We start from the raw sequence: 14,196 nt of genomic DNA, 5'->3' as shown, positions 1-14,196 counted from the left end.
GTGCCGGAGTTGCTTGCGGATTTTCGGCCGCAGGTGCTTGTTACTCAGCACGGGGCCGATACGCACTTCGAGGATCCGTTGGCGCATCTGGCGGTGTCGCTTGATGCGCAGCGGGCTGTGCAGGTTGCTTGTCATGAGTTGGCGCATTCGTACGCGGATGGGCGGTGGGTCGCGCTGGGTGGGGGTGGGTACGCCGTGGTGGATGTCGTGCCTCGGTCGTGGACGCATCTGGTGGCCATCGCTGCGGGGCGGGAGATTTCGCCCTCCGAGGTGATTCCGGAGGCCTGGCGGCAGGAAGTCTTCGCCCGTACGCGGCAGTTGGGGCCGGTGCGGATGACTGATGGGCGGTGGCCTGTGTCCTGGAAGGAGTGGGAGGCGGGGTACGACCCCGCCGATCGGCTTGACCAGGCGGTGCTGGCCGCGCGGCGTGCGGTGTTTCCGCTGCGGGGGTTGTTGGCGTAGGGGCGTCCCTGTGGGGCTTTCCCCAACCTCGCCCCTTCCCGAAACTGGGGCTCCGCCCCAGGCCCCGTCCTCGGGGTGGGCGCCCGGTCTTATTGGTGCCCGGCGGTAGTGCGTTGTGCCCACCCGTTCCGCCGTGCGGAACGCCTGCCCACAACGAGGGTCGACCAGGGTGGGAGGGCGCCGTGCGCCACGCCTGTCCGTAACCAGCGCGGGCGGGTTGGTTTCGGAGGTGTGTGGAGCGGCTGTCCGCAATCAGCGCCGGTGGGTTGGCGGGGGCGTGTGTGGGGTCGCTGCTCGTGGCAGAGGTGGGCGTGCGGCTGGGGTGGTGGCTTTGCGGGAGAGTACGGGTTGTTACGCCAACTGTGGGGGTTTTTCGGGTTTTTGGGGGGCTGGGAAGGGGTGATGCGTCAGCATCGGCTGGGTGTTGAGCACCGGCGCCCTGCGGGCGCATCTGTTGGCGGCTCGGTTGGCCGGGCCTGTGGCCACTTCTCGGGAAGAGAGTCTGCGGAGTTATCGGCTCTTCGCGGCCCGGGATCCGCGGATACTGCTGGGGCTCGATCCCGAATGGAGCTGGGGGGCGGGGGACTTGCTCGGGCTCATGGCGGACAAGTGCGGGGTGTCCGCGGATCCTCGGCATACCACCGGGGCCGATGTCATCGACCCCGAGCGGACGTTGGCCGCGCTTGACGCCTTTGCCGAGCGGCTTGCGGATGTGGCACGGAGGCGGCTTCCCGTGCTCTTTGGGACGGGGCATCCGCATCGGCTCCTCGGCTTCTACGCCGCGCTGGCGGACGCGTTGTCGGCGGCCGGGTGCACCGTCCTCACCTCCGCGCAGGGCAGCAGTGTCGACATAACGACCCGGTTCGGCCTACGCACGTACAACCTTGACTACGTACAAGGAGTCGCGCTGGTGCGGGAACCCGGCGCGCGTCCCACCGGGAGTGAGACCGGCGCACATACCCACTCACCACTCCCGGTTCGGGCCGTCCTCGCGGCCGCCGCGGAGGGTGACGGGCCCCTGCCCGAGCTGGTCGTCGGGGACCACGGATGGGTCTGCGGGGCAGGTCAGCTGGGGTTTGAGGCGATCGGTCTGGCGGATACGGATGATCCCGCGCTGTTCGTCGGAGAGGCCGAGGGGCAGGTGTCCGTCGTCGTTCCGCTTGATGACGCTGTGCGGTCTGATTACTACCGACCGCTTACTCGCTATGTACTCAATCGAGCGTGTCTGTCACAGTAGGCGGCCGATCGCTACTCCTCTTCCCCACTCGCATCATCCGCCCCTAGTCTGGGGAGTGAGCGCGCAGAGACGAAGAGTCACCGGAAGGGGAAGCCGGTGCCCGTCATGTGCGGAAGGTTCAGGTGGGGTGTCATGGCTGCAGACCAGAGGCCGCTGAACGAGGTCCAGTTCCTGACCGTGGCGGAAGTCGCCTCGGTGATGCGAGTGTCCAAGATGACCGTGTACCGCTTGGTGCACAGCGGTCATCTGCCCGCCATCCGGGTCGGAAGGTCCTTCCGGGTCCCGGAGCAGGCGGTTCACGAGTACCTCCGCGAGTCCTATGTAGGAGTCGAGGCGGGCTGACAGAAGTCCCTCGATCCACCTCGATTACGTCCCTCACTCAGAGGCGGGTAGGCTAGGCCGACGTAGGTCGTGTGGGCCCAGTCTGCTGCCCCGCACTTAGTGAAGAGAAGTGAGCGAGGGTAGTCGTGGGCTCTGTTATCAAGAAGCGGCGTAAGCGGATGGCCAAGAAGAAGCACCGCAAGCTGCTGAAGCGCACCCGCGTTCAGCGTCGCAACAAGAAGTAAGCGACAGCTGACATAGCGCGCCCCGAAGCCCTCCCGCCATCCGGTGGGAGGGCTTCGGCGTTTTCGGGGAGTTTTCCGGGGTTCACCAGGGCTTTTGTAAGCCTCTGGTGTGCCTGTAGTCACTTCCTGCATCAGGCGGTCATCACAGCGCAACATCGACCCGCTAGCGTGTGCCGGGAGAGTGATGACGGTGCGCGGCAGGACTTCGAGGGCTGGGGAAGGCAGGCGCTGATCTTGGGCAAGGTCGTGCTCGTGACCGGGGTGGCCCGACAACTGGGCGGACGGTTCGTCCGACGCGTCCAGCGAGATCCGGAGGTCGACCGGGTGATCGCTGTGGACGCGGTACCTGCCGAGCACCATCTGGGCGGCGCGGACTTCGTCCAGGCCGACATCCGCCAGCCCGCGATCGCCAAGGTGCTCGCCGAGTTCTCCGTGGACACGGTCGTCCACATGGACGTCACGGGCACCGCGCTGGCCGGCGGCAGCCGGGGTTCACTCAAAGAGACCAACGTCATCGGCACGATGCAGCTGCTCGGCGCCTGCCAGAAGTCGCCGACGGTCAGGCGGCTCGTGGTGAAGTCGTCGACCAATGTGTACGGCTCCGCGCCGCGCGACCCGGCGGTCTTCACCGAGACGACGCCGCCGAAGTCGCTGCCCAGCGGTGGCTTCGCCAAGGACACCGTTGAAGTCGAGGGGTACGTACGCGGATTCGCGCGCCGACGCCCGGACGTGGCGGTGTGCGTGCTGAGGTTCGCCAACATCCTGGGCCCGGCCGCCGACTCACCGCTCGCCGAGTACTTCTCGCTGCCGGTGCTGCCGACCGTCTTCGGTTACGACCCGCGGCTGCAGTTCGTGCACGAGGACGACGCGATCGAGGTACTCCGTCTGGCCGCACACGACCCGCGGCGCGGGACGCTCAACAGCGGCACGTTCAACGTCGCGGGCGACGGCCTGCTGCTGCTCTCGCAGTGCTCGCGGCGGCTCGGGCGTCCGACGCTCCCGGTGTTCATGCCCGCGGTCACCTGGGTCGGCCAGGCGCTGCGGACGCTGGGCGTGACGGACTTCTCGCCCGAGCAGATCAGGCTGCTCACCCATGGCCGCGTGGTCGCAACGCGGCAGATGCGCGAGACACTGGGCTTCCGGCCCAAATACACGACCGCGGAGACCTTCGCGGATTTCGTACGCAGTCGGGGTCCCGGACTTCTGCCGCCGCAGGCCGTCGCGGGGGCCTTGGACCGGATCGCCACGCTGCCCTTCGCGGGCAACCCGAGCGCCAACTGAGGAGAGCGTCAACGATGGCGGACGCCAAGGTCATTCCGTTCGACGACGACCGGTCGCGCGGGGGCGGCAAGGTCCCGACGCGGCGCCGGGTCGCGACCCGGCGCAAGAACGATCCGGCAGCTGTCCGTGAGGTCACGGCCATGCCGGCGCAGCAGGACGGGGCGCCGGGGGTGGAGCGGGCCGAGCCGGGGCCTTCACCGGAGCCGAAGTCGAAGCCGAAGCCGCGGCCGGAGCCGAAGCCGGGGGCCGCGCCCGAGCCGCGGGGCGGCGGTGGTCTGGAGCGGCGCGTCGCGGGCGGGCTCGCGTTTCTGCGGCGGCGGCTCACCGGGGAGTACGAGGTCGATGACTTCGGGTACGACGAGGAGCTCACCGACCAGGTTCTGATGTCGCTGCTCCGGCCCTTCTACGAGAAGTACTTCCGGGTGGAGGTGAAGGGCATCGAGAACATCCCCGCCGACGGCGGGGCGCTGATCGTCGCCAACCACTCCGGGACGCTGCCGCTCGACGGTCTGATGATGCAGGTCGCCGTGCACGACAACCATCCGCAGGGGCGGCATCTGCGGCTGCTCGCCGCGGATCTTGTCTTCATGCTGCCGGTCGTCAACGAACTGGCCCGCAAGGCCGGGCACACGCTGGCGTGCGCGGAGGATGCCGAGCGGCTGCTCGAGCGGGGTGAGCTGGTCGGGGTGATGCCGGAGGGGTTCAAGGGCATCGGGAAGCCGTTCAGCGAGCGGTACAAGCTGCAGCGGTTCGGGCGGGGTGGGTTCGTCTCCACCGCGTTGCGGACGGGGACGCCGATCGTTCCGTGCTCGATCGTGGGGGCGGAGGAGATCTACCCGATGATCGGGAACGCGAAGACGCTGGCGCGGGTGCTCGGCTTCCCGTACTTCCCGATCACGCCTACGTTCCCGTGGCTGGGCCCGCTGGGGGCATTGCCGTTGCCCACGAAGTGGACGATTCAGTTCGGGGAGCCGATTCCCACGGATGGGTATCCGCCGGAGGCCGCCGAGGATCCGATGCTGATGTTCAACCTGACGGATCAGGTTCGGGAGCAGATTCAGCACACGTTGTACAAGCTGCTGGTGCAGCGGCGGTCCGTGTTCTTCTGAGGCGGCGGTGCGTTGCGCCGATGTCTGAGGGGCCAGATCCATGTGGGTCTGGCCCCTCAGACATTCAGTGGTGCTACATGGCGTCCTCGCCCTCGATCCCCAAGCCCGGCAGCAAGCCCGGCAGGATCGGTGGGACCGTGACGTCCGGTTCTGCCGGGGGAGTCTGTTTGCCGGTGTCGCCCGAGGGGCTGGGGGTCGTGTCGGTCTTCGGGGGGTCCAGGAGGCCGCCCGTGTTGCCGCCGAGCAGGCCGTCGGCCTCGCCGCTGCCGTCCGATGTAGACGGATGCGGCCTGCTGTCGGTGCTTGAGCCGCCTCCGGGGGAAGACTCGGGGGCGGAAGGGCGGTCCGGGGTGGAGGAGCCGGAGGAGCCCTGGCTGGGCCGGTCCGGGGTGTGGCTGCTGTTCGGGGTGCGGGGGAGCAGGGCGCGGAGCGGGTCCACTTCCTGGTCCATCGCGTCGAAGACCGAGTTCACTTGGGCGCCCACGTCGCCCAGTTGGACGGGCAGCCGGCTCTGCAGGTCGCTCCAGCTGCTGCGGTGTGACTCGGAGAAGGCGGACAGGGTCTGGATGGGGCCGAGCGAGCCGTCCCTCTCGTACGCCTCGTGCAGCAGGCGGTGGCCTTCGGCCGCGTCGTGCCGCATGCCGGAGAGCGCTCGCCTGACCTCGCCGAGGGACTCGTGGTCGAGGTCGCCGGTGCGGCCTCGCTCCATGAGGCGACGGGCCTCGTTCAGCCGGGTCGATGCGTGGTCGAGGTAGATCTCGCCCTTGTCGCTGTCGCCGTCGGCCATGCCGAGCTTGATGTCTTCCATGCCGCGCTTGAGGCCGTACAGCGAATCGCCCGGAAGCGCGTCCGAGCTTGCCGCGGCCACTCCGCCGAACGCCCCGGCGGCGACGCCGACGGTGAGCCCGCCCGCGGCGATGCCCTTGGACAGCCGGGAGCGCGGCTTCAGTTTGCGCAGCCCGGTGGCCCGGTGGGCGCCCTTGCGGGAGCGCTGTTCGGGCACCGATGTGCCGGTGGTGCCGCCGCCCGCGGCCGTGCCCTCGAGGAGCATGGCCTCCATGGCGGCTACGAGCTGGGCCCGCTGGACCACTTTGACCTCGGGATCGAGCTCCGGCTTCGGCAGTTCGCCGAGGCCGGTCGCCAGGGTCAACAACCGGTCCGGGGCCGCCTGTTCGGACAGCGCTGGATCGGGCGTGACGGAATCTTCGGTCTGCTCGGCCGCCGGGTCCTGGTCGGACTGCTCCTCCAGGGCCTGGGCGAAGGCGTTCGCCCGCCGGTGTGCCGATACGTTCGCGATCACTGGCGGCACCTCCTCTCGTCATGACGGTCGACTCCCCAGGGGGTCCTGAGGGTTGCACACCTTGAGCACATCCACACGAATGAGTGAGCGGAGGTGATCAGGGAGCGACCACAGGGAGCCTGCATCCCGCACAACGAGCGTCGCGGCACTTGGGTTACGGACGGAGGATGATCGGACCGCCAGAAGTCCGTGGCGGCCATCTGGCCGCCACGGAAGGTGAGTTGAGCATCACCCACGGCTACGGACGGCCGTCGGTGGTCCGTAGCGTCAGCGCGCGTCGTCCGGCAGGAGCCGGGCCAGGGTGCGGACGGCGCGGTACTGGAGGGTCTTGATCGCACCCTCGTTCTTGCCCATCACCCGCGCGGTCTCGGCGACCGAGAGACCCTGCAGGAAGCGCAGCGTCACGCACTCCTGCTGCTGGGGGTTGAGGCGGCGCACGGCGTCGAGCAGTGCGGCGTTCGAGAGGGACTCCAGGACGGAGTCCTCGGGGCTGCGCTCGACCTCGTTGGCGTCGAGCATTTCGCCGGTGGTCACTTCGAGGCGGAAACGGCTCGACTTGAAGTGGTCGGCGACCAGGTTGCGGGCGATCGTGACCAGCCAGGCACCGAAGTCGCGGCCCTGCCAGGTGAAGGTGCTGATGCGGCGCAGGGCGCGCAGAAAGGTCTCGCTGGTGAGGTCCTCGGCGGTCGCCTTGCCGCCGACGCGGTAGTAGATGTAGCGGTAGACCGTGTCGCTGTACTGGTCGTAGAGACGGCCGAAGGCGTCGGACTCGCCGGCCTGGGCGCGCTCGACGAGATCCATCATGCGGGCACTGTCGCTGTCCGCGGCGGGACGGCGGTGGGTGGGGGTTGAGGTGGCAGCGGCAGAACGGGCTCGTCTGCTGACTGCCGCGCCGCTGTCCGCCAGGGCGTAGAGCGGCCCGGCGGGCGTGGGGACGGCAAATGCGGGGACGGCGGGGCCGGCGTACGCGGTGGGGACGAAGCCGCGCAAGCGGTCGGCGACCGTTGCGCGCAGCGTAGCCAGGCCCGAGGCGTCAACCCCGACGTGTGGGTACACGGGACTCCCAGAGGCAGAGCTTCCATCACGTGCAGTGCGGGACCGTTCACCCGTCGTAGCGACGCGTGGGGTCCGTTATGCGTCTGAGGAGAATAACGCTTCGTACAGGCGGCGCTACACCCAGTTGCTTAAATCGCCGATTACGTCGCTTCTGTTGCCGATCCGTGCCCGTTCAAGTAGCAGACAGTGAACGGTTGTTGATCGGGTTGGTTCACATTCCGTCTCAGCGCGGGGCGTGTTGTGGCCGAGTGCTACCAACGGGACTGGCGGGCCCGCGGGCGGGGTAGGACCGAGGGAATGTTCAGTGGCGGCGGCGGTGCAGGGCGATCGCCGCGGCCGTGCCGCCCGCGATCGCGCCGACGCCCGCCGCGGCCGGGATGCCGACCTTCGCGGCCTTGCGGCCGGTGCGGTAGTCCCGAAGGCGCCAGTCCCGCTCGCGGGCGTGCTTGCGCAGCTTGGCGTCGGGGTTGATCGCGTACGGATGCCCGACGAGCGAGAGCATCGGGATGTCGTTGTGCGAATCGCTGTACGCGGCGCAGCGGGCCAGGTCCAGGCCCTCCGCCGATGCCAGCGCGCGCACCGCCTCGGCCTTCGCGGGGCCGTGCAGGGGTTCGCCGACGAGCTTGCCGGTGTAGACGCCGTCCATCGACTCGGCGACCGTGCCGAGCGCTCCGGTCAGGCCCAGGCGCCGGGCGATGATCGTCGCCGTCTCCACCGGGGCGGCCGTGACCAGCCAGACCTTCTGGCCCGCGTCGAGATGGGCCTGGGCCAGGGCGCGCGTACCGGGCCAGATGCGCTCGGCCATGTACTCGTCGTAGATCTCCTCGCCGATGGACATCAGCTCGGCGACGCGGTGGCCCTTGACGATGGACAGCGCGCTGTCGCGGGCGTCCTGCATGTGCTCGGGGTCCTCGACGCCCGCGAGCCTGAACCACGCCTGCTGCCAGGCGAATCGGGCCAGCTCCTGGCGCTCGAAGAACTTCCGCTTGTAGAGGCCGCGGCCGAAGTGGAAGATCGCGGCGCCCTGCATCACGGTGTTGTCGAGGTCGAAGAAGGCGGCGGCCTTGTCGTCGCCGACGACGGGGAACTCCGGCTCCTGGTCCTGTTCCTCGGGCGCGGCGGCCTCCGCGAGCTCCTCCAGCTCCTGGGAGGACTTGCGTGCTGCCTCAGCCGAGGCCTCGCCTGCCAACACGCTCCGCGCCGTGGCGGAGCGCCTACGGGGGGTGAGCCATCCGAGAGCGGCCATGCCGTGAGCATAGCTAGTTCGTTCGGTGGTTCCGGAGTCGGCAGGATTCGGCCCTGTGAACTCTTCGCGGCCGCCCCGTTAAACGGACGGGCCGCGCGGCGCGTCGGCGGGGCGAGAATGGTGTCATGAGCCCGATTTTTCGCCGTACGGAGAAGAAGCGTCCGCAGGATCGGACGGTCACCTTGATCGGCAAGCCCGGCTGCCATCTGTGCGATGACGCACAGCTGGTGATCGAGAAGGTCTGCGGCGAGCTGGGAGTCGTATGGGAGAAGAAGGACATCACGCAGGACGAGGAGCTCAACCGGGCCTACTGGGAACAGATTCCGGTGGTTCTGGTCGACGGTGAACAGCACACCTTCTGGCGGGTGAACGAAGATCGACTTCGACGCGCGCTCGCCCCGTAGTCCGAATCGAGACTGACCGACGAGTCCAAGTGGCCCGAAAGGTCCCTTAGGATCGTGGGCGGTTTTGGTCTCGGGGGCGATGATCGTGAGGAGAGTGTGCGGTTTTGCCCCCATCATGTGAGCGACGCCGCTCCCTGTGCGCCGGTTCCTGGAGCGCACGCCGGGGGCGCGTGACCCCGGTCACGTTGGCCGGGCAAATCGGACACCATCTTTGTGCACGCGTTCACAAAGACATAGCCTGCATTCGACGGGGCGGTCTGGGGACATGTGACCGCCTGCAGCCCCGCTCTACCCGCAGGAGCACCGTGGCAACTGGCCGAACTCACCGACCGGCGACCCGCAGCCGAGGGATTCCCGAGGCCACCGTCGCCAGGCTTCCGCTGTACCTCCGAGCCCTCACCGCTCTGTCGGAGCGCTCGGTTCCCACGGTCTCCTCCGAGGAGCTCGCGGCCGCCGCGGGGGTCAACTCCGCGAAGCTGCGCAAGGACTTCTCCTACCTCGGTTCCTACGGGACGCGCGGCGTGGGCTACGACGTCGAGTACCTCGTCTACCAGATCTCCCGCGAGCTCGGTCTGACCCAGGACTGGCCCGTCGTGATCGTCGGTATCGGTAACCTCGGCGCGGCGCTTGCCAATTACGGCGGGTTCGCCTCGCGCGGCTTCCGCGTCGCCGCGCTCATCGACGCCGATCCGAACATGGCGGGCACGCCCGTCGCGGGCATGCCGGTGCAGCACACCGACGAGCTCGAGAAGATCATCAAGGACAACGGCGTCTCCATCGGCGTCATCTCCACCCCGGCGGGCGCCGCCCAGCAGGTCTGCGAGCGGCTCGTCGCCGCCGGTGTGACCTCGATCCTGAACTTCGCGCCCACCGTTCTGTCCGTGCCGGACGGTGTCGACGTACGCAAGGTGGACCTCTCCATCGAGCTGCAGATCCTCGCCTTCCACGAGCAGCGCAAGGCCGGTGAGGAAGCGACCGCCGAAGGCGACGTGCCGCCCGCCGATGCCAAGCAGCAGCGGAAGGGACCCGACGGGGACATCCCCGCCGTGATGCCGGCATGAGTCTCCTCGTCGTAGGGCTGAGCCACCGCAGCGCTCCGGTGAGCGTCCTGGAGCGGGCCGCGCTGGCCGCCGATGCGCAGGCCAAGCTCCTGCAGGACACGCTCGCCGCCGAGCCCGCCGCCGAGGCGGCCGTGCTCGCCACCTGCAACCGCATCGAGCTGTACGCCGACGTGGACAAGTTCCACGCGGGCGTCGCCGAGCTGTCCACGCTGCTCGCCCAGCACAGCGGGGTGGCCCTCGAAGAGCTCACTCCCTATCTGTACGTCCACTACGAGGACCGAGCCGTCCACCACCTGTTCTCGGTGGCCTGCGGCCTGGACTCGATGGTCGTCGGCGAGGGCCAGATCCTCGGCCAGATCAAGGACACCCTGGCGCGCGCCCAGGAGCTGCACACCGCGGGGCGCCTCCTCAACGACCTGTTCCAGCAGGCCCTGCGGGTCGGCAAGCGCGCGCACTCGGAGACCGGCATCGACCGGGCCGGGCAGTCGCTCGTGACCTTCGGCCTGGAGCAGCTCGCCGGGCGCGAGCCGGTCGAGGCGTGGGCCAAGGGCAAGCGCGCCCTGGTCATCGGCGCCGGATCCATGTCCTCGCTCGCCGCGGCGACGCTCGCCCGCGCAGGCGTCGGCGAGGTCGTCGTCGCCAACCGCACCCTGGAGCGCGCCGAGCGGCTCGCCGAGATCTTGATGGACGGCGGCAACGGCACCGTCGCGCGCGCCGTCGCGATGGACCAGGTGGCCGCCGAACTGACACGTGCCGATATGGCGGTGTCCTGCACCGGGGCGACCGGGCTCGTCCTGACGGCGGAGGCCGTGGCGGCGGCGCTTGCGGGCCGTACGGCTTCGCCGACGGCCGTGGGGACGGCTGTGGGGACGCCGCACGCGTCGGTGGCGGCCCCGCGGTCGGCCTCGCGCTTCGGCGCGGGTGCGCGCGCCGAAGGGACGGTGACGGGTCGCGACGGCCGCCCGGCAGCCCCCTCAGCGACGGACGAAGACTGCCCGCTCGGCCTCTCCGGCGCGGATGCGACCGGTGGCTCGCTCGACGGCGCATCCGTCAGCCGCGGCGTCGGGTTCTCCGTCATGGGCGAGGACGCCGTCGCGGGCATGGATGCCGCGACCCTGGAGCAGCACGCCGCCTGGGTCGACAACGCTCCCGCCGAGCGCCGTGACGCCGAGGCCGAAGTGCGCGCCGAGGCCGACACCATCACCGCGCTCGCCGCGGCCGTGACCGCCACCGGGCGGGTGCCCGAGCGCCGCGGCCCCTCGATCGTCGAGACCGGGCACGTCCTGCTCGCCCTGCTCGACCTGGCCATGCCCCGCGACATCGACGGCGCCGTGCACCGCATCGACGGCGTACGCCTCGTCGACATCGAGTCGCTCGCCGAGACCTCCGCCGACGCCCCGATGGCCGACGACGTGGAGCAGGTCCGCGCGATCGTCTCCGACGAGGTCGCCGCCTTCGGCGCCGCGCAGCGGGCCGCGCACATCACGCCGACCGTGGTCGCCCTGCGCACCATGGCCGCCGACGTCGTCGCCGGCGAGATCGCCCGGCTCGACGGACGGCTCCCCGGACTCGCCGAGAAGGAGCGCGCGGAGATCACCCAGACCGTCCGCCGTGTCGTCGACAAGCTGCTGCACGCACCGACCGTGCGGGTCAAGCAGCTGGCCGCCGAACCCGGCGGCGCCGGATACGCCGACGCGCTGCGCACCCTCTTCGACCTCGACCCGCAGACGGTCGCCGCCGTCAGCAGGGCCGACGGCCTGAACAACCAGAACGACCAGCACGACCAGCACAACGAGAACAACGACCCGAATCGAGGCCGGGCATGACCGAGAGGGCACTCAGGCTCGGGACCAGGCGCAGCAAGCTGGCCATGGCCCAGTCCGGCCAAGTGGCCGAAACAGTGAGCCAGTTGACGGGCCGCCCCGTGGAGCTCGTGGAGATCACGACGTACGGCGACACGTCGCGTGAACACCTGGCGCAGATCGGCGGCACCGGCGTCTTCGTGACCGCCCTGCGCGACGCGCTGCTCGCCGGCGAGGTCGACTTCGCCGTGCACTCGCTCAAGGACCTGCCGACCGCGCAGCCCGATGACCTCGTGCTGGCCGCCGTGCCGCTGCGCGAGGACCCCCGCGACGTACTGATCGCGCGCGACGGCCTGACCTTCGCGGAACTGCCGAACGGCGCGCGCATCGGCACCGGTTCGCCGCGCCGCATGGCGCAGCTGAACGCCTATGCGCGCAACCACGGCATGACCATCGAGACCGTGCCGATCCGCGGGAACATCGACACCCGCATCGGATTCGTCCACAAGGGGGAGCTCGACGCCGTCGTGCTCGCCGCCGCCGGACTCCACCGAATCGGCAGGATCGACGAGGTGACCGACTTCCTGTCGGTCGACACAGTTCTGCCCGCCCCCGGCCAGGGGGCACTGGCGATCGAATGCGCCGCGTCCGACGCGTCGCTGATCGCCGCGCTCGCCGAGCTCGACGACCCGTACACCCGGGTCGCCGTGACCGCCGAGCGATCCCTGCTCGCCGCCCTGGAAGCCGGTTGCAGCGCACCTGTCGGTGCGCTGGCCGACTTGCTGGCCGACGGGCAGATTGTCAAGGAGATGCGCCTGCGCGGCGTCGTCGGTACCACCGACGGCTCGACGCTGGTGCAGCTGTCCACCACCGGTCCCGTGCCCGAGACGCATGACCAAGCCTTGGCGCTCGGCCGCGAACTCGCTGCCGAGATGCTTGCCAAGGGCGCGGCCGGTCTGATGGGGGAGCGAGTACTTTGAGCCCCACCTCGAACCTTCCCGGCCTTCCCGCACACGGGCACGTCACCTTCCTGGGTGCCGGACCCGGAGATCCGGGACTACTCACTCTGCGCGCCGTCGAGGCGTTGGCCCGAGCGGACGTCCTGATCGCCGAGCCGGATGTGCTCGACGTCGTGCGCGCGCATGCCCGGGGAGGTGTGGACACACCTCACCCTCAGGCAGTTGACGACGCGTCAGCCATCACCGATGCGCCTCCCCTGCGGGCCGCGGCCAATCTTGTCATGGAGGCAGCGAGGGGCGGCAGGCGGGTCGTGCGTGCCGTCGGCGGCGACCCCGGCCTCGACACGTACGCCGCCGAGGAGATGCTGGCCTGCGCCGCCGCGGGCATCTCCTTCGAGGTGGTGCCCGGCATCGCCGCGGCGGTCGGTGTGCCCGCCTACGCGGGTGTTCCGCTGCGGGACGCGCAGGGCACCGACGTACGTTTCGTCGACGCCCGCACCGCTTCCGACCGCTGCTGGAGCGAGGTCGGCGTGTCCGACGGGACCGTGGTGGTCTCGACGGCGCTCGACTCCGTCGCGGCGGCCGCCGGCGAGCTGGTGGCGGCCGGGCGCAAGCCCGACACCCCGATGACGGTGACCGTCGCCGGTACGACGACGCGCCAGCGCACCTGGACCGCGACGCTCGGCACCATCGCGCAGGTCCTGAAGCAGGCGAAGGTGCTGCCCTCGCCCGACGGCGGGCAGCCCGTCATAGCCGTGGTCGGTGAGCGCTCCGCCGCCGCCCAGCGCGACCAGCTGTCGTGGTTCGAGTCGAAGCCGCTCTTCGGGTGGCGTGTGCTCGTTCCGCGTACGAAGGAGCAGGCGGCCTCGCTCTCCGACCAGCTGACGTCGTACGGCGCCGTGCCGCACGAGGTGCCGACGATCGCCGTCGAGCCGCCGCGTACGCCGCAGCAGATGGAGCGGGCGGTCAAGGGCCTGGTCACGGGCCGCTACGAGTGGATCGCTTTCACGAGCGTGAATGCCGTCAAGGCGGTGCGCGAGAAGTTCGAGGAGTACGGGCTCGACGCCCGCGCCTTCGCCGGGATCAAGGTCGCGGCGGTGGGCGAGCAGACCGCTGCCGCGCTGATCGCCTTCGGTGTGAAGCCGGATCTGGTGCCCAGCGGCGAGCAGTCGGCCGCGGGCCTGCTTGAGGACTGGCCGCCGTACGACCCGGTCTTCGACCCGATCGACCGCGTCTTCCTGCCGCGGGCCGACATCGCCACCGAGACGCTGGTCGCCGGTCTCATCGATCTCGGGTGGGAGGTCGACGACGTCACGGCCTACCGGACCGTGCGCGCGTCGCCGCCGCCGGCGGAGACGCGTGAGGCGATCAAGGGCGGCGGCTTCGACGCCGTGCTCTTCACGTCTTCGAGCACGGTGCGGAACCTGGTCGGTATCGCCGGCAAGCCGCACAACGTGACCGTCATCGCGTGTATCGGCCCCGCCACGGCGAAGACCGCCGAGGAGCACGGGCTTCGGGTGGACGTGATGGCTCCCGAGCCGTCGGTCCACAAGCTGGCGGAGGCGCTGGCCGAGTTCGGGACGCGGCGTCGGGCTGCCGCGCTGGAGGCCGGTGACCCCGTCACGCGGCCGAGTGAGCGGCGGCCGGGTTCGCGCCGCAGGCGTACGGCTCCCTGAGTCGCGAGGGGCGGGGGGGGCCCGGGGTTTTCTCCCC

General features: G+C 70.0%; 13 protein-coding genes and 1 pseudogene. 11 read left to right on the top strand and 3 right to left on the bottom strand.

The features are described from left to right. From E2651_RS32265 to E2651_RS32240, 6 genes and pseudogenes are all read left to right on the top strand, one after another. Positions 1-462, top strand: a pseudogene (locus E2651_RS32265) (acetoin utilization protein AcuC); the annotation flags it as partial. Positions 463-883: 421 nt separating this feature from the next. Beyond that, positions 884-1,699 (top strand): phosphatase, encoded by an 816-nt coding sequence (locus tag E2651_RS32260; RefSeq protein WP_135334803.1) that lies wholly within the window; start codon positions 884-886, stop codon positions 1,697-1,699. Positions 1,700-1,831: 132 nt separating this feature from the next. Beyond that, the gene (locus E2651_RS32255; protein WP_157869005.1) at positions 1,832-2,041 is read left to right on the top strand and encodes a helix-turn-helix domain-containing protein; all 210 of its coding nucleotides are present in this window, start codon (positions 1,832-1,834) and stop codon (positions 2,039-2,041) included. Between the two features lie 125 nt (positions 2,042-2,166). Continuing rightward, complete coding sequence (locus tag E2651_RS32250) at positions 2,167-2,265, top strand: AURKAIP1/COX24 domain-containing protein (RefSeq protein WP_003948845.1); 99 nt, start codon at positions 2,167-2,169, stop codon at positions 2,263-2,265. A gap of 234 nt (positions 2,266-2,499) precedes the next feature. Continuing rightward, on the top strand, positions 2,500-3,546 hold the full coding sequence (locus E2651_RS32245) for an NAD-dependent epimerase/dehydratase family protein (protein ID WP_135334802.1): 1,047 nt from the start codon (positions 2,500-2,502) through the stop codon (positions 3,544-3,546). Positions 3,547-3,560: 14 nt separating this feature from the next. Continuing rightward, on the top strand, positions 3,561-4,655 hold the full coding sequence (locus tag E2651_RS32240; protein WP_135334801.1) for a lysophospholipid acyltransferase family protein: 1,095 nt from the start codon (positions 3,561-3,563) through the stop codon (positions 4,653-4,655). A gap of 73 nt (positions 4,656-4,728) precedes the next feature. On the opposite strand, the gene E2651_RS32235 is transcribed toward E2651_RS32240, so the two are convergent. The 3 genes from E2651_RS32235 to E2651_RS32225 all read right to left on the bottom strand — a co-directional run bounded on the left by E2651_RS32235 (position 4,729) and on the right by E2651_RS32225 (position 8,257). After that, on the bottom strand, positions 4,729-5,955 hold the full coding sequence (locus E2651_RS32235; RefSeq protein WP_135334800.1) for a DUF5667 domain-containing protein: 1,227 nt from the start codon (positions 5,953-5,955) through the stop codon (positions 4,729-4,731). Between the two features lie 267 nt (positions 5,956-6,222). Then, entirely contained in the window at positions 6,223-7,011 is a 789-nt protein-coding gene (locus E2651_RS32230; protein ID WP_135334799.1) for an ECF subfamily RNA polymerase sigma factor, BldN family, read from the bottom strand. Positions 7,012-7,312: 301 nt separating this feature from the next. Then, complete coding sequence (locus tag E2651_RS32225) at positions 7,313-8,257, bottom strand: HAD-IB family hydrolase (protein WP_135334798.1); 945 nt, start codon at positions 8,255-8,257, stop codon at positions 7,313-7,315. Positions 8,258-8,382: 125 nt separating this feature from the next. Here E2651_RS32225 and E2651_RS32220 point away from each other — a divergent pair, with 125 nt between their 5' ends. The 5 genes from E2651_RS32220 to E2651_RS32200 all read left to right on the top strand — a co-directional run bounded on the left by E2651_RS32220 (position 8,383) and on the right by E2651_RS32200 (position 14,159). Next, on the top strand, positions 8,383-8,661 hold the full coding sequence (locus tag E2651_RS32220) for a glutaredoxin family protein (RefSeq protein WP_135334797.1): 279 nt from the start codon (positions 8,383-8,385) through the stop codon (positions 8,659-8,661). Between the two features lie 305 nt (positions 8,662-8,966). Continuing rightward, positions 8,967-9,722, top strand: a complete 756-nt coding sequence (locus E2651_RS32215; RefSeq protein ID WP_135334796.1) for a redox-sensing transcriptional repressor Rex — start codon at positions 8,967-8,969, stop codon at positions 9,720-9,722. Further along, a complete protein-coding gene (locus E2651_RS32210) occupies positions 9,719-11,548 on the top strand; it encodes a glutamyl-tRNA reductase (protein WP_135334795.1) in 1,830 nt (609 codons plus the stop codon). The genes E2651_RS32215 and E2651_RS32210 overlap by 4 nt, the downstream gene beginning before the upstream one ends. Then, complete coding sequence (gene hemC, locus E2651_RS32205) at positions 11,545-12,504, top strand: hydroxymethylbilane synthase (RefSeq protein WP_135334794.1); 960 nt, start codon at positions 11,545-11,547, stop codon at positions 12,502-12,504. Before E2651_RS32210 ends, hemC begins: the two co-directional genes overlap by 4 nt. Continuing rightward, positions 12,501-14,159: a bifunctional uroporphyrinogen-III C-methyltransferase/uroporphyrinogen-III synthase gene (locus tag E2651_RS32200; protein ID WP_135334793.1), complete on the top strand. Its 1,659-nt coding sequence runs from the start codon at positions 12,501-12,503 to the stop codon at positions 14,157-14,159. Before hemC ends, E2651_RS32200 begins: the two co-directional genes overlap by 4 nt. Positions 14,160-14,196 lie beyond the last annotated feature (37 nt).

This window comes from Streptomyces sp. MZ04, assembly GCF_004684775.1.
Classification (GTDB): Bacteria; Actinomycetota; Actinomycetes; order Streptomycetales; family Streptomycetaceae; genus Streptomyces.
The sequence above is the reverse complement of the archived record's forward strand: the minus strand, read 5'-3'. Positions and strand labels throughout refer to the sequence as shown.